This is a genomic window from Agrobacterium sp. SORGH_AS_0745, from assembly GCF_030818995.1.
Taxonomy (GTDB): Bacteria; Pseudomonadota; Alphaproteobacteria; order Rhizobiales; family Rhizobiaceae; genus Agrobacterium; species Agrobacterium tumefaciens.
Genome location: NZ_JAUTBI010000003.1, coordinates 2474780 through 2489838 on the forward strand (window position 1 = coordinate 2474780; position 15059 = coordinate 2489838).

Genomic DNA, 15059 nt, shown 5'->3' on the forward strand with positions numbered 1-15059 from the left:
CCGAACGTCAGCTTATAAACTGCAAGGCAGTCAACGAAACACACCGGACATGACTGCCCGGCGTTGGGGCGGCTTCTAAACACGTTTTACAAATTTGTCAAACAAAGCCCGCCGCTTTTTTCTCGAACCACCCCTTGAAAAGCTGGAAGGCCCACCCACTTCTAAGCCGTAATCAGGACTCGGGGCCCCTCTGGCGTGTTACCGGACAACACGCGATGTCGAGTCTCTTGAAGGTTGGGGCCCACGTTTATTCCTGATACGCGTCCCCATCCGCAAAGCCAACCTCGTCCGGCTAAAGGTTGACTGATGGAGTTCCTCCTCAACGATTTTCTCGGTACCCCCACATGGATGTGGGCGGTCTTCATTTCTCTCGTCCTTGGCCTCTTGGCGCTCGATCTCGGCGTGCTGCACAAGAATTCCAGGGAAATCGGCATCCGTGAAAGCTTGCTGATGTCCGGCTTTTATATCGCCATCGGCTTGGCCTTCGGCGGATGGATCTGGTACCAGTCCGGTGAACAGTCAGCGATGGAATATGTCACCGGCTTCGTGGTCGAAAAAAGCCTCGCCATGGACAATATCTTCATCATCGCGATGATCTTCTCCTATTTCGCCATTCCCCGCCAATATCAGCACCGCGTGCTGCTATGGGGCATCCTCGGCGTGATCGTTCTGCGCGGCATCATGATTGCCGGCGGCGCCGCCATTGTCGAAAACTTCCACTGGGTGCTTTATCTCTTTGCGGCCTTCCTCGTCTTCACGGGCCTCAAAATGCTGTTTTCATCCGACCATGACGAGAACGACATCGGCAATAACCGCATCCTGAAATTCCTGCGTAGCCGCCTTCCGGTAACGGAGAAGCTGCATGGCGAGAAATTCTTCGTCAAGGAGACCGATGCTGCCACAGGCAAGCTGAAGACCTTTGTGACGCCGCTGTTTCTGGCGCTCATCATGGTCGAAATCGCCGACCTCATCTTCGCGGTCGATTCGATCCCGGCGATCTTCGCTATCACCACCGATCCGTTTATCGTCTATACCTCTAACATCTTCGCGATCCTCGGCCTGCGCGCCCTCTATTTCGCACTTGCCGCCCTGATCCACCGCTTCGCCTATCTGAAATACGCGCTGGCCGCAGTTCTGGTCTTCGTCGGCTCGAAGATTTTCGTCGCGGATATGCTGGGCATCGCCAAGATCCCGCCCGCCGTCTCGCTCGGCGTCACCGTCGCCATCCTCGCAACCGGCATCATCGGTTCGCTGATTGCAACGCGCAAGGAAACAAAGGCTATCGAGTAACACCTGAAAATGTTGGCGGCAGGAAACCCTGCCCCAACTTACTCCGCCGCCAGCCTCGCATTATCCTCAGCCGCATCCGCATCGCCGGGTGCGGTCTTCGCGTCGAGATCGGGGAACGCCACGATGCGCTTGCCGGAGAAATCGGCGTGTACCACCACAAGCTCCTTCTCCTCGAAATAACCGAGAAGACGGCGCGCACGGCGGGCGGAATGGGTACCGTAAGCGCGGGCAATACGGGCGTCGGATGGGCAAGGCTCCTCATTGAGCGCCGCCTTGACCAACAGCAGGAAAACCCCCTGCAGATCGTCGGAGACCGACATCGACAATTCCAGCGCCTTCTCCCAGCCTTCGCTGGCCGCCATTGCCGCATCCACGCCGGAGCGGGCAATCGCCACCTGCCGGCGGAAATCCGCCAGCGTCATCGGCGTGCCGGGAATACGGCGCATGCGGGCGCGCACCAGAAAATCCTGGTACAGCACGGCGTCCGTGCGATAGGCCGATTGCGGATCGTCGAGAATTTCGACCAGCACCGCCGCGATCTTCTCTTCGCGCTCCTCCGGCGTCAGCTCCGGCTGACCTGCACGCGGCGGCTGCTCCGGTGAAGGACCGGCGGCGGCGGGGGTGGAGCGGGAGAGTTCAGCGAGAATATCGGTTGTCGGGCGCGGCGCTGGCGGCGTGCGGCGCGTGGCGGGTCGCGTGAACTCTTCCGGGTCCGGCGTGAAGATCAGATCCTCCACATCCTGCGGTGCATCCGGCAGCGGCATGAGCTTCGGCGAGGAAGACCGCGCCGAGGTTTCCACCGCACCGATGACGATGGGCAACGGGCGGCGCGACAGCGCCGGTCCAAGCGCCACGAAATTGCCGCGCTGCAGATCCCGGAACATTTCCGCCTGCCGCCGGTCCATGCCGAGCAGATCGGCAGCGCGCGCCATATCGATATCGAGAAAGGTGCGGCCCATCAGAAAGTTCGAGGCTTCCGCCGCTACGTTCTTGGCAAGCTTGGCAAGGCGCTGCGTGGCGATGACGCCCGCAAGCCCGCGTTTACGCCCACGGCACATCAGATTGGTCATGGCGCCCAGCGACGCCTTGCGCGCATCCTCGGTCACCTCGCCGCCGACGGAGGGCGCAAACATCTGCGCCTCGTCCACAACGACAAGCACGGGATACCAGAATTCGCGATCCGCATCGAACAGGCCGTTGAGGAAAGCGGCAGCGGCCCGCATCTGCTGCTCGATATCAAGACCTTCAAGCGTTAGCACGCAGGAAACGCGGTGCTGGCGGATGCGGTTGGCAATGCCCGCAAGCTCGGCTTCCGTGCGCTCTCCATCCACCACCACATGGCCGAACTTGTCGGACAGCGTGACGAAATCACCCTCGGGATCGATAATGACCTGCTGCACCCATTGCGCCGATTGCTCCAGGAGCCGGCGCAGAAGGTGTGACTTGCCGGACCCGGAATTGCCCTGCACCAGCAAACGCGTTGCAAGCAATTCCTCAATATCGAGCTTGGCCTGCTGCCCGCCCGATAGGGTTCCCATGTCGATGCCGACCTGCAATGTTCCGTTCCTCGTGCTGCATGTCATCCGACCGATTCCCGTAACGGCGGCCGAACATGCTCTTTACCAAAAAATCACCGATTGCGTCTGCCCCGTGCCGATAATGCACAGGCAATTGCGCCACATCTATGCGGCCCCGGACGAGACGCGCGAAAATGATAGCCGCCTGCCAAACACATTCAGCATCAGCCCGATGATGACCAATGCGGCACCGACCACTTCGAAGACGGTAATATGCTCCGCAAAAGCGAGATAGGCGCTGACGAAACCGACAATCGGCACCAGCAGCGAAAACGGCGCCACCGTTCCGGCCGGGTAACGCAGAAGCAGGTAACTCCAGATACCCGCGCCGACGATGGTCGCACCATAGGCCATGTAGATCACCACGAGAGCCATCGTAGGCGTCGCATTGTGCAGCCCTTCCGCAATCGCATCAGGTCCCTCCACCACCAGCGAAAGCAGGACCAACGGCAGAACGGGAACAAGGCTCGTCCATGCGACAAAGGAGACCGCATTCACCTGGCCGATGCGGCGATTGACGATGTTGCCGCAGGCCCAGGCAATGGCCGAGCCGACGCCCATCAGCAGCGGTATCAACGCTGCAGCCGTCATGCGCTCCACGCCGATGACCGCCAGCCCGCCAAAGGCAACGATTGCGCCGACGATCTGTGACGGCAACGGCCGCTCGCCGAGAAACACCACGGCCAGCGCCAGCGTGAAGAAGGCCTGCGACTGCATGACGAGCGAAGCAAGCCCTGCCGGCAGGCCGAGCTTGATGGCCGGGTAAAGCAGGCCGAATTGCACGAAACCCATCGCCATGCCGTAAACGATCATATGCCGCCACGGCACATTGGGTTTGGGAAGGAAGAACACCAACGGCACGGCTGCAAACAGATAGCGCACCCCCGTCAGAAACAGAGGCGGCATGTCGGCGACGCCGATCTTGATGGCAACGAAGTTGAAGCCCCACAAAAACACGGTGATCAGGGCAAGAAGAATATGCGGCAACGCCATTTTGTTATGTCCGAATTTCAGGCGATCGACGGGCGTTTTACGCCGAAACCGCCCTCTTCCAGCCAAATGTAATGAGACCGGCGCCGATCAGGAGACCGCCGCCCGTGCGGTTGACGATGCGCTGAACCTTGGGTTTGCGGATCGTATTGCGGGCGGCACTTGCCAGAAGTCCATAAAGGGCCGCATTGCAGCTGGCAAGCACAAGGAATGTCGCTTCGAAAATCAGCACCTGCGGCCAGAAAGGCAGAGTCGGCACCAGAAACTGCGGCAGGAAGGCGACGAAGAAGACAATACTCTTGGGGTTCAGCGCCGTGACGACATAGGCATGCAGGAAGATTTTGAGCGGCCGCTCACGGCCGGTCACGCCTGCGGCTTCACCACCTTCACCGCCAACCGGCGAACGCCACAGCTTGATGCCGAGATAGATGAGGTAAGCCGCACCGATCCATTTCAGACCGGTAAAAAGGGCCGCCGATGTGGCAAGCAGCGCGCCGAGCCCCAGCATGGAGGCCGTCATCGCAGTGAAATCACCAAGCGCCACACCCGTCACCGTCGCGGTGCTCGCCTTGCGGCCATGCCCCAGAGCATAAGAAATCACCAGCAGGATCGTCGGCCCCGGAATGGCAAGCATGATGGCGGATGCGGCCACGAAGGCCAGCCAGTTCTCCAGTGGCATGATGCAATCTCCCCCGTTCGGTCTTTGGAGCAAGCCACCAAAAGCGCCCGGTATCAAGCCAAATTTTCGGAGGCTGTGCCGCTTTGTCATCCAGCGGACGAAGGGGCTGCTGCTGCCGCTTCATCGCCTGTGCAAGATCGTAATTTGACGGCATGGCAAGCCATGCCGCGCCGCGCTGCCCCCTGTCCGCTCCAGCCGCAGGACAAGATCAGGGGTAACGCCCGCCCGGACGTTCCCGAGAATAGTGCAACGCGCTATATGCCAGGCCTTTCCGCAGCTTCCGTTACGGAAAACTGAAGTTCGGCAATGAACTCCTCGCGGACGCGCCGTGGGTGGATGCCGGGTCAAGTCCGGCATGACGGAGGCGCGCATTTCGAACATCATTAGAAGTGTGAAACGGACAACGGAGCCTCCCCGGCATTTTCTCGCCGGAGAGACTGTCGCCATCAAAACCGCGGCGCCCAGTAAGGAGGGGCCCACTCCCGCCGCATTTTGCGGTCGGACGGCTCCAGGCCGATATCGTCCAGAAGACGCTCCGGCAGATCGGAAAGATCGGTCGGCGGCGGGCGCGGCACCATTGCCGCGACGAGAACCGCTTTCAGGGTTTTCCAGACGCCGAATGTGACGAACAGGCGGTCGACCGCATCCGGCAGCGCATATGCTACCAATGGTTGATTTCTCTGCATGGGGAATCCGTCCCGGCGCGGCGAAGCAGCCAGGTCCTTTATCGATGATAAAACGACATGCAGGAACGGCGGGCGCAACACGCAGTAGCGCGGACGCACAATTCAGCTGTCAAACGAAGTGAAGATGCCAAACGGCAGGGAAATCAGGCAGGAAGCCTTATCGGAGGTCGATGCCTCGGGACATGTAACCGCCGACGACCATGCCGGAAAAGCCAGACATGCCGGTAAGGCGCATATTCATATAGTCAGTCATTCCACGCCTCCTTTTTATAGCGGTTACAGACAAGGTGCATCTTACACGAGATGCCGGACGCGACAAGAGGTCGCAATCTCGAATTGCAAAAGTCAGGCAGAATAGATGCAAAAATGCAACAAGCCGTTCAGCTCAGCGAGACGCTGAGGCCAAAACCCTGCATCAGCCGCCGTGTGGCGAAATCCGGCTTGCCGGAAGTGAAGACGGCGAAATCGAAACCATCTGGATGCTCCGCATCCTGCGGCAGCGGCACCAGGTGGCGCGCGCGACGGGCAATCGCTTCCGCCGGATCGAGCCAGTCCACCGGCCATGGCGCCAGCCGGCGAAACACATTGGCCATGAAGGGATAATGAGTGCAGGCGAGAACAACGATATCGGTGCGCTTGCCGTCGCTATCGATGAAGCAGGGCTCGATTTCCGCCAGCACGGCTTCATCGGAGATCGGTTCGCCCCTGATCCAGCTTTCGGCCATACGCGCCAGATTTTCCGATCCCACGAGGCGAACATGGCATTGCGTGGCGAATGACTGGATGAGATCGCGCGTATAGGCGCGCTTGACGGTGCCGGGTGTTGCCAGCACGGAAACGAGACCGGAACGGGTGCGTTCGGCCGCAGGCTTGATAGCTGGAACGGTGCCGACGAAAGTCATATCAGGAAAGCGCGCCCGAAGATCGGCGCCTGCTAGTGTGAAGGCGGTGTTGCAGGCAATGATGCAGACTTCAGGGCTATAGTCTTCAAGCAGCTTTTCGAAGAGCGAAAGAATGCGCGCTTTCAGCGCCTCCTCTTCCCAGCCACCATAGGGGAAACCGGCGTCGTCGGCCACATAGATGAAACCGCGCTCGGGCATCAGCACGCGCGCCTCGCGCAGTACCGTCAGCCCGCCAATGCCGGAATCGAACACCAGCACCGGTTTGAGAACATCGGCCAGAGCCTCAGTCGTCTTCAGCATTCTCCCCAGCCCTCTCCGACAATGGTCCCTCCGCCGTTCCGGCCCGGCCTGCCTGCTTAGGCCACTGCCGGGGAAAACGATCGAGTGACCTGATCACGCCACGGAAAACACTGATTTCCTGCTCGGAAAAGCCGCGTCTCGACAGCACCGCACGCAGATTGTCCACCATTTTCGGCTTTTTTTCGGGCGGATGAAAATATCCGCGCGCATCGAGCGCCTCCTCGATGTGTTCGAACAGGCCGAAGACCTGTTCCTTGGTCGAGGGCCGCTGCTCGATAGGCTGGAAAAGCGTCTCGTCCAGATCGTCCATGCCGGATTTCATCCACTCATAGGACATCAAAAGAACGGCCTGCGCGATGTTGAGCGAGGCGAAGGCGGGGTTGACCGGAAATGTCACGATCTCATCGGCCAGCGCCACTTCTTCATTGGTAAGGCCCCAGCGCTCACGCCCGAACAGGATGCCGGTTCTTTCACCCGCCTTGAACTTCGCGCGCAGCGTGCCGGCTGCGGTGACGGGGGCACGAACCGGTTTGAAACCGTAACGCTCCCGCGCGGTCGTGGCATAGACGAAATTGAGATCCTTGATCGCCTCTTCCAGCGTCTCGAACACCTTCGTCCCGTCGATGACATGATCGGCCTTGGAAGCGGCGGCGCGCGCCTTCTCGTTCGGCCAGCCGTCACGCGGCTTGACGAGGCGAAGTTCGGCAAGACCGAAATTGGCCATTGCCCGTGCCACCATGCCGATATTTTCGCCGAGCTGCGGTTCGACCAGAATGATCGCCGGGCCTTCCGCCACAAGTTCAAGCTCGCTGTTTGTGCCTGCCATCGTCGTTTTCCAGTTTCTGAAGCGCCGCATCGATTTTTCAGGCCGATGCGTTTTATGGTTTTCGCGCATTTCCAGACTGAAAACCGGTCGCCGCTTTTCCTGAAAATGCTCTAAAGCGCGCTTCACTGGCACAGATCGGCGCCAAAATCAAAGCCGGGGCAGGCAGAACGCCCTGTTATTCGCCCTTGATGATCGCCGCCATCTCTGCGCGCAGCGAATCCCTGCCCTCGTCTCCAACCCGGTGAATGTCGCTGATGACAGGCTGGCCGTTTTCCTCGATGACATCGAAATGCACCTCGTCGACGGTTGCCTTCATCTCTGCCTCATCCATGCAGGCCCAGAGCTTGAACTTCGCCGTCACGTCAGTCACGCCGTCCTTCACCTCACCGGGCGTTACCGAAACATCCACCAGCGGACAGCCATCCTGTGAGTTGGTCACCACATCGTAGCCGAAGGGATCGCCGGTCTCGCCACTTTCCGCCTCGTAAGCCGGCTTCTTGGAAGCTTCGCGGTATTGGGCAACGAAGTCCTTGCTGAACAGGCTGGTCAGCATGTCCTCGTCAAAGATGTATTTCCAGTTTTCCGCATCGCCGGACCAGTTCTTGACGGTAATGTCCATCACCTTCTGGACGGGATCGGCAGGGCCGGCCGCAAGGGCGCTGTGGGAAAAAAGGACGGCGGCAGTCAGAAGCAGAATATTCCGCATGATGTGATCCCGGAGGTAGGCCCGACGCGCGGGCGAAGCGATTCGCCTGACTGTATTCCGGCAATATGGTTTGGCAATGCGCAAAGCGTTATTGCACCGCGCCAAAAAAGCGCCCCCCATGGCTTTGCCTCAGGCGCGCGCGATGCTATAGCCGCACCGGATATTTTTCCGAATACCGGCGTCACCAGGCGCCACAGCTTCGAAGGTGAGGAATTCATGGCAAAGATCAAGGTAGCCAATCCAGTCGTCGATCTCGACGGCGACGAAATGACCCGTATCATCTGGCAGCTCATCAAGGACAAGCTGATCCTGCCATACCTCGATCTCGACATCGAATATTATGACCTCTCGGTCGAAAACCGCGATGCTACCAACGACCAGGTAACAGTCGATGCGGCGCACGCCATCAAGAAGCACGGCGTCGGCATCAAGTGCGCGACGATCACGCCGGACGAGCAGCGCGTCGAGGAATTCGGCCTGAAGCAGATGTGGAAGAGCCCGAACGGCACGATCCGCAACATTCTGGGCGGCGTCATCTTCCGCGAGCCGATCATCTGCAAGAACGTTCCCCGCCTCGTTCCCGGCTGGACGAAGCCGATCGTCGTCGGCCGCCACGCCTTCGGCGACCAGTACAAGGCAACCGATTTCAAGTTCCCCGGCAAAGGCAAGCTGACGATCAAGTTCGTCGGTGAAGACGGTCAGGTTATTGAAAAAGACGTCTTCGACGCGCCGAGCGCTGGCGTTGCGCTGGCAATGTACAACCTTGACGAATCCATCCGCGAATTCGCCCGCGCATCCATGATGTACGGCCTGATGCGCAAGTGGCCGGTTTACCTGTCCACCAAGAACACCATCCTGAAGGCCTATGACGGCCGCTTCAAGGACATCTTCGAAGAAGTCTACCAGACCGAGTTCAAGGCGAAGTTCGATGAAATCGGCATCATCTATGAGCACCGCCTGATCGACGACATGGTTGCCTCCGCTCTGAAGTGGTCCGGCGGTTACGTCTGGGCCTGCAAGAACTACGATGGCGACGTGCAGTCTGATACGGTTGCCCAGGGCTTCGGTTCGCTCGGCCTGATGACCTCCGTTCTCCTGTCGCCGGACGGCCGCACGGTTGAAGCTGAAGCGGCACATGGCACGGTCACGCGCCACTACCGCCAGCACCAGAAGGGTCAGGAAACTTCGACCAACTCGATCGCTTCGATCTTCGCCTGGACCCGTGGCCTCGCCCACCGCGCCAAGCTGGACGACAATGCAGAACTCGCAAAGTTCGCAGCAACGCTCGAAACCGTCTGCGTCGACACCGTCGAAAGCGGCTTCATGACCAAGGACCTCGCGCTCCTCATCGGTCCGGACCAGCCCTGGCTCTCCACCACCGCCTTCCTCGACAAGATCGATGAAAACCTCAAGACGGCGATGGCGGCTTAAAAGAACGGGGCACTGCCCGTTTGAAATATCGACAAAAGGAAACCCGGCCGCAAAGCCGGGTTTCTTTTTTTGTTCACAGTATCTTGCTTAGATGTTGCACTAGGCGCAGACTTCGATTCCACAGCGTGCCGCAGTCAGAAAAATAAAAATATATAGCTGAAACAGCATAAAACGACACATAACTTGTCCGGCACAGTCAAAAATTCATGTGGTTACCAGCGCGATCCTTCGGGAAAACAGATAATGCTGTGGACTATAAAAACGCACCGTGTCAGCGCGAACTGCGCGCGGGTTTTCAATGATGCTTTTGCAATTTTGCTTGGGGAGGCAAAGCAATGAGTGAATTGATCTTCTACACCAATCCCATGTCGCGCGGACGCATTGCGCGATGGATGCTCGAGGAAGTGGGCGTTCCCTACAAGACAGAGATACTGGGCTTCTCGACGTCGATGAAATCGCCGGCCTATCGGCTGATCAACCCGATGGCCAAGGTGCCCGCCATCAAACACGGCGACACCATTGTCACCGAAGCGGCAGCGATCTGCGCCTATCTGGCGGATGCCTTTCCGGGCGCCAACCTTGCGCCGACGCCCAAAGCGCGCGGACTTTATTACCGCTGGATGTTTTTTGCTGCCGGTCCGTTGGAAATGACAACCAGCATGAAGGCGATGGGGTTCGAGGTGCCGCAGGAAAAGCTGCGTATGGCTGGCTGCGGCAGCTATGCGGATGCGATCAACACGCTCGAACGTGCCGTCAGCGAAAACCGCTTCATCGCCGGCGATCACTTCACTGCGGCGGATGTCTATGTAGGTGCCCATGTCGGCTGGGGCCTGCAGTTCGGCACAATCGAAAAACGTCCGGCCTTCACGGACTATATGGCGCATCTGACCGACCGCCCCGCCTTCAAGCGGGCCACCCAGCTTGACGAAGCGGCAGCGAAGGATATGCAGGCGGCGGGTTGAGGAAACTGACAGGCATTTCGCCTGAAAGCGGAGCACCAGCGCTCGCAAGGGTCACAAAACGGATTTTGGAAGCGGGCTTATTCGTTGGACTGGGCGAGTGGTTCGCCGATCTCGATTGCATGCCCGTCCGGATCATAAAAACGGAACACTCTCTGTCCCCATGCCTGCCGCTCAACGGGATGGATCAACTCCACATGCGGCGCAATATTCCGAAATGCCGCATCGACATCCTCATGTTCGAAATAGAGCAGCAGATTCCGTCTGCCGTAAGGTTTGTCGGTGTCCGGCGATGTCCGCCAGACGGTCTGTTCGAGCGAACGCCCCTCATGGATTGCAAAGCCGCTTTCAAAGAGGACGAAATTTCCGAAATCGTCCAAAACCTTCAGGCCGAGCCTTTCACGATAAAACTCCCTGGAGCGGTTGATATCGCACACGAAAGGGATGGGATTTACAAAGCGCATCACGTTCCTTTCGGAGTTCAACATCCAGAATCAAAAAGGCGGGGTAGAACCCCGCCTTTTTTCAATTCATCCAGATCAGGCCGCCAGGGCCGCTGCCACCGCGTTGATGGCGTCCTGTGCCTTGGCGCCATCGGGGCCGCCGGCCTGCGCCATATCCGGGCGTCCACCGCCGCCCTTGCCGCCGAGGGCCGCAGAGGCCGTGCGGACGATATCGACGGCGCTGAAACGGCCAGTCAGATCCTCGGTCACGGCAGCAACAGCACTTGCCTTGCCGTCTTCGGACACGGCGATCAGCAGCACGACGCCGGAGCCGATATTGGCCTTGGCTTCATCTGCAAGACCCTTGAGGTCCTTGGCATCGATGCCGGACAGGGATTTTGCGAGGAAATTGACGCCCGCAACCTGCTGTACGTCGTTTGCGCCGGCATCCGACGAGCCGCCGCCCATTGCGAGTTTCTTGCGGGCATCCGCAAGCTCGCGCTCCAGCTTCTTGCGCTCGTCGAGAAGTCCCTCGACACGCGACAGTACATCGCCCGGCTGAACCTTCAGCGACGAGGCCAGTGCCTTTACGCGCTCATCCTGCTCGGAGAGATAAGCAAGCGCGCCCTGACCCGTTACGGCCTCAAGACGGCGCACGCCCGCACCGACGGCACTTTCGCCGAGAATGCGGATAAGGCCGATCTGGCCGGTTGCGGCAACATGGGTGCCGCCGCAAAGCTCGACCGAGTACGGACGGTTGGCTTTCGCACCGTGAACACCGGTGCCCATGGACACAACGCGGACTTCATCGCCGTATTTTTCGCCAAACAGTGCCATAGCACCCTCGGCGATGGCGTCGTCAACGCTCATCAGACGCGTCACGACAGGCGAGTTCTGCAAGACGATCTCGTTTGCCATTTCTTCGACGACCTTCAGCTCCTCGGCCGACATCGGCTTCGGATGCGAAACGTCAAAGCGCAGACGCTCGGGTGCGACCAGCGAACCCTTCTGAGCAACGTGCGTACCAAGCACCTCGCGCAGCGCCTCATGCAGCAGGTGGGTGGCGGAGTGGTTGGCGCGCAGACGCGAGCGGCGGTCGTGATCGACCGTCAGCTGCACGGCGTCATCGAGCTTCAATCCACCTTTGGACACCGTGCCGGAATGCACGAAGAGGCCCTCGCCCTTCTTCTGTGTTTCTGAAACGGTAAAGGTGCCGTTATCGCCAGAGATTACGCCGGTATCGCCCATCTGACCGCCGGACTCGCCATAAAATGGCGTCTGGTTGACGACGATCTGAACCGTCTCGCCCTCGGCAGCACTATCCACCGACTTGCCGTCCTTGACGATCGCCTGAATGACGCCTTCGGCGGTTTCAGTGTCGTAACCAAGGAATTCGGTCGCGCCGAGCTTTTCCTTCAGTTCGAACCACACAGTTTCGGTCGCCTTATCGCCGGAACCAGCCCAGTGCGAGCGTGCTTCCGCCTTCTGGCGCTGCATGGCATCGGTGAAGCCGGAAATATCGACGCCGATCTCACGGGCGCGCAGCGCATCCTGCGTCAGATCGAGCGGGAAGCCATAGGTATCGTAAAGCTTGAAAGCGGTTTCGCCGTCCAGCATATCGCCCTTGTGCAGGGTCGAGGTCGCGTCGGACAGGAGCGACAGGCCGCGTTCCAGCGTCTTGCGGAAACGGGTTTCCTCAAGCTTCAGCGTCTCGGAGATCAGCGCCTCGGCGCGAACCAGTTCCGGATAGGCGCGGCCCATCTGCTGTATCAGCGCCGGCAGCAGCTTGTAGATCAGCGGTTCGCGCGAACCGAGAAGCTCGGCATGGCGCATGGCACGGCGCATGATACGGCGCAGAACGTAACCACGGCCCTCATTCGACGGCAGGACGCCATCGGCGATCAGGAAAGCGGAGGAGCGCAGATGGTCGGCGATGACGCGGTGGCTGGCGCGCTTCTCGCCCTCTGCCGGAACGCCGGTCGCTTCGACGGAGGCCGAAATCAGCGCCCGGAACAGATCGGTATCGTAATTGTCATGTTTGCCCTGCAACAACGCCGAAATGCGCTCGAGACCCATGCCGGTGTCGATAGACGGGCGCGGCAGATCGATGCGCTCTTCCTTCGTCAGCTGCTCATATTGCATGAAGACGAGGTTCCAGATTTCGATGAAACGGTCGCCATCCTCTTCCGGTGAACCGGGCGGTCCGCCCCAGATATGATCGCCGTGGTCATAGAAGATTTCCGAGCAGGGACCGCACGGACCGGTATCGCCCATGGCCCAGAAATTATCGCTGGTCGGAATACGGATGATGCGATCGTCAGAGAAACCGGCGATCTTCTTCCAGAGATTAAAAGCCTCGTCGTCGGTGTGATAGACCGTGACCAGCAGACGGTTGCGATCGATGCCGAATTCCTTGGTGATCAGGTTCCAGGCATGGGTAATCGCCTCTTCCTTGAAATAGTCGCCAAAGGAGAAATTGCCGAGCATTTCGAAGAACGTATGGTGACGCGCCGTATAACCGACATTGTCGAGGTCGTTATGCTTGCCACCGGCGCGCACACATTTCTGCGCGGAAGCGGCCGTGGAATAAGGACGGCTTTCGAGACCGGTGAAGACGTTCTTGAACTGCACCATGCCGGCATTGGTGAACATCAGCGTCGGATCGTTGCGCGGCACCAGCGGACTGGAGGGCACAATCTCGTGTCCGTTCTTCTTGAAGTAGTCGAGAAAGGTCGACCGAATTTCATTCACACCGCTCATGCCCACACACCGCTCACAGCTGGAGTCCATCACCGCCATCCCGAATGATGGCTATCTTGCAAAATCAAAGGCTTTTATCGTCCGCATCCTGCCCTGTCCAGCCATGGAGGCGCACCAAGGCGTCTAGGCAAAGAAAAAGGGCCACGCGAGGAAAATCGCACGACCCTTTTGATCCATACCGGCTCATCCCGGCAAAGCCACCGGACGCGAACGCCCGGACCTTCGAATGCATCAGCCCTCGTCGGGACCGTCGTCGCTTTCGCCAGCTTCCGGGCCGCCATTCTGCAGGAACCGATCGGCGATCAGACCGGCGTTCTGGCGCAGCGCCAGTTCGATCTCGCTTGCCATTTCCGGATTGTCGCGCAGGAAGGTCTTGGCATTTTCACGCCCCTGCCCCAAACGCTGGCTGTTATAGGAGAACCATGCACCGGATTTCTCGACGATACCGGCTTTCACGCCGAGATCGACAAGCTCGCCGGTCTTGGAAACGCCTTCGCCATACATGATGTCGAATTCCACCTGCTTGAAAGGCGGTGCCATCTTGTTCTTGACGACCTTGACGCGGGTCTGGTTGCCGACAACCTCTTCACGCTCCTTGACGGCGCCGATACGGCGAATGTCGAGACGCACCGAGGCGTAGAATTTAAGCGCATTACCGCCCGTCGTCGTTTCCGGCGAACCGAACATGACGCCGATCTTCATGCGGATCTGGTTGATGAAGATCACCATGCACTTCGACTTGGAGATCGAGGCGGTCAGCTTGCGCAGCGCCTGGCTCATCAGACGTGCCTGAAGGCCCGGCAGGCTGTCGCCCATCTCACCTTCGATTTCGGCACGCGGCGTCAGCGCCGCAACCGAGTCCACCACCAGAATGTCGACGGCACCGGAGCGCACCAGCGTGTCGGTGATTTCAAGCGCCTGCTCGCCCGTATCCGGCTGCGAGATCAGAAGGTTCTGCAAATCCACACCGAGCTTGCGGGCATAGACCGGATCGAGCGCGTGCTCGGCATCCACGAAGGCGCAGATGCCGCCCTTTTTCTGGGCTTCCGCGATCGTCTGCAACGCAAGCGTTGTCTTACCGGAGCTTTCCGGGCCGTAAATCTCAACGATACGCCCCTTCGGCAAACCGCCGATACCGAGCGCTATATCCAGGCTGAGAGAACCCGTCGAAATGGTCTCTACTTCAACCACGTTTTCATTGGAACCGAGCTTCATGATCGATCCCTTGCCGAACGACCGTTCGATCTGGGAGAGCGCCGCTTCCAGTGCCTTGCTTTTATCCACCGATTTATCCTCTACGAGACGCAAAGAATTTTGTGCCATCCGATCCACCTTTAGGTTATTGAAGCCGCACAGGCAATGAAGCAGTATGGAAATAGGATGTACTCTATTTGTTCTCATATCGCAAGGCGCAGCCAGCATATTGAAAACAAATAGCGATAAGTGGTTTGTTCTGCTTTCGTTTTTCCGTGTCCGGCCTATCGCTGCGGACCGGATGTGAAGGGGAACA

General features: G+C 59.1%; 13 protein-coding genes. 3 read left to right on the forward strand and 10 right to left on the reverse strand.

What is annotated here, in order from left to right; all coding sequences use genetic code 11:
* Positions 1 to 306: 306 nt before the first annotated feature.
* On the forward strand, positions 307 to 1290 hold the full coding sequence (locus tag QE432_RS21850) for a TerC family protein (RefSeq protein ID WP_306625620.1): 984 nt from the start codon (positions 307 to 309) through the stop codon (positions 1288 to 1290).
* A 38-nt stretch (positions 1291 to 1328) separates the two neighbouring features.
* Here QE432_RS21850 and QE432_RS21855 read toward each other — a convergent pair whose 3' ends face one another.
* The 7 genes from QE432_RS21855 to QE432_RS21885 form a co-directional block, all read right to left on the reverse strand.
* A complete protein-coding gene (locus tag QE432_RS21855) occupies positions 1329 to 2846 on the reverse strand; it encodes an ATP-binding protein (RefSeq protein ID WP_162731149.1) in 1518 nt (505 codons plus the stop codon).
* A gap of 126 nt (positions 2847 to 2972) precedes the next feature.
* Positions 2973 to 3860, reverse strand: a complete 888-nt coding sequence (locus QE432_RS21860) for an O-acetylserine/cysteine exporter (RefSeq protein WP_013636398.1) — start codon at positions 3858 to 3860, stop codon at positions 2973 to 2975.
* Between the two features lie 37 nt (positions 3861 to 3897).
* Positions 3898 to 4536 carry a LysE family translocator gene (locus QE432_RS21865; protein WP_097172152.1) on the reverse strand — a complete coding sequence of 213 codons (639 nt, stop codon included), beginning with the start codon at positions 4534 to 4536 and terminating at the stop codon, positions 3898 to 3900.
* Between the two features lie 446 nt (positions 4537 to 4982).
* Positions 4983 to 5222 (reverse strand): hypothetical protein, encoded by a 240-nt coding sequence (locus QE432_RS21870; protein WP_306625622.1) that lies wholly within the window; start codon positions 5220 to 5222, stop codon positions 4983 to 4985.
* 380 nt (positions 5223 to 5602) lie between these two features.
* Complete coding sequence (murI, locus tag QE432_RS21875; protein WP_013636403.1) at positions 5603 to 6424, reverse strand: glutamate racemase; 822 nt, start codon at positions 6422 to 6424, stop codon at positions 5603 to 5605.
* Positions 6408 to 7250, reverse strand: a complete 843-nt coding sequence (locus QE432_RS21880) for an RNA methyltransferase (RefSeq protein WP_003516049.1) — start codon at positions 7248 to 7250, stop codon at positions 6408 to 6410. The genes murI and QE432_RS21880 overlap by 17 nt, the downstream gene beginning before the upstream one ends.
* Positions 7251 to 7425: 175 nt before the next feature.
* Entirely contained in the window at positions 7426 to 7956 is a 531-nt protein-coding gene (locus QE432_RS21885; RefSeq protein ID WP_003516050.1) for a hypothetical protein, read from the reverse strand.
* 216 nt (positions 7957 to 8172) lie between these two features.
* Between QE432_RS21885 and QE432_RS21890 the strand changes: the two genes are divergently transcribed.
* Positions 8173 to 9387, forward strand: a complete 1215-nt coding sequence (locus tag QE432_RS21890; RefSeq protein WP_003516051.1) for an NADP-dependent isocitrate dehydrogenase — start codon at positions 8173 to 8175, stop codon at positions 9385 to 9387.
* 335 nt (positions 9388 to 9722) lie between these two features.
* Entirely contained in the window at positions 9723 to 10349 is a 627-nt protein-coding gene (locus tag QE432_RS21895; protein WP_003516054.1) for a glutathione S-transferase family protein, read from the forward strand.
* A gap of 77 nt (positions 10350 to 10426) precedes the next feature.
* On the opposite strand, the gene QE432_RS21900 is transcribed toward QE432_RS21895, so the two are convergent.
* From QE432_RS21900 to recA, 3 genes are all read right to left on the reverse strand, one after another.
* Positions 10427 to 10810: a VOC family protein gene (locus QE432_RS21900; protein WP_306625625.1), complete on the reverse strand. Its 384-nt coding sequence runs from the start codon at positions 10808 to 10810 to the stop codon at positions 10427 to 10429.
* Between the two features lie 75 nt (positions 10811 to 10885).
* On the reverse strand, positions 10886 to 13549 hold the full coding sequence (gene alaS / locus QE432_RS21905; protein ID WP_003516058.1) for an alanine--tRNA ligase: 2664 nt from the start codon (positions 13547 to 13549) through the stop codon (positions 10886 to 10888).
* 231 nt (positions 13550 to 13780) lie between these two features.
* Positions 13781 to 14872 (reverse strand): recombinase RecA, encoded by a 1092-nt coding sequence (gene recA / locus QE432_RS21910; RefSeq protein WP_003516062.1) that lies wholly within the window; start codon positions 14870 to 14872, stop codon positions 13781 to 13783.
* Positions 14873 to 15059: the final 187 nt, after the last annotated feature.

Bases quoted from the DNA above. Each gene is read 5' to 3' on its own strand.
- QE432_RS21850 (WP_306625620.1), top strand. From the start codon at position 307: ATGGAGTTCCTCCTCAACGATTTTCTCGGTACCCCCACATGGATGTGG.
- QE432_RS21860 (WP_013636398.1), bottom strand. From the start codon at position 3,860: ATGGCGTTGCCGCATATTCTTCTTGCCCTGATCACCGTGTTTTTGTGG.
- QE432_RS21865 (WP_097172152.1), bottom strand. From the start codon at position 4,536: ATGCCACTGGAGAACTGGCTGGCCTTCGTGGCCGCATCCGCCATCATG.
- QE432_RS21870 (WP_306625622.1), bottom strand. From the start codon at position 5,222: ATGCAGAGAAATCAACCATTGGTAGCATATGCGCTGCCGGATGCGGTC.
- murI (WP_013636403.1), bottom strand. From the start codon at position 6,424: ATGCTGAAGACGACTGAGGCTCTGGCCGATGTTCTCAAACCGGTGCTG.
- QE432_RS21880 (WP_003516049.1), bottom strand. From the start codon at position 7,250: ATGGCAGGCACAAACAGCGAGCTTGAACTTGTGGCGGAAGGCCCGGCG.
- QE432_RS21885 (WP_003516050.1), bottom strand. From the start codon at position 7,956: ATGCGGAATATTCTGCTTCTGACTGCCGCCGTCCTTTTTTCCCACAGC.
- QE432_RS21890 (WP_003516051.1), top strand. From the start codon at position 8,173: ATGGCAAAGATCAAGGTAGCCAATCCAGTCGTCGATCTCGACGGCGAC.
- QE432_RS21895 (WP_003516054.1), top strand. From the start codon at position 9,723: ATGAGTGAATTGATCTTCTACACCAATCCCATGTCGCGCGGACGCATT.
- QE432_RS21900 (WP_306625625.1), bottom strand. From the start codon at position 10,810: ATGCGCTTTGTAAATCCCATCCCTTTCGTGTGCGATATCAACCGCTCC.
- alaS (WP_003516058.1), bottom strand. From the start codon at position 13,549: ATGAGCGGTGTGAATGAAATTCGGTCGACCTTTCTCGACTACTTCAAG.
- recA (WP_003516062.1), bottom strand. From the start codon at position 14,872: ATGGCACAAAATTCTTTGCGTCTCGTAGAGGATAAATCGGTGGATAAA.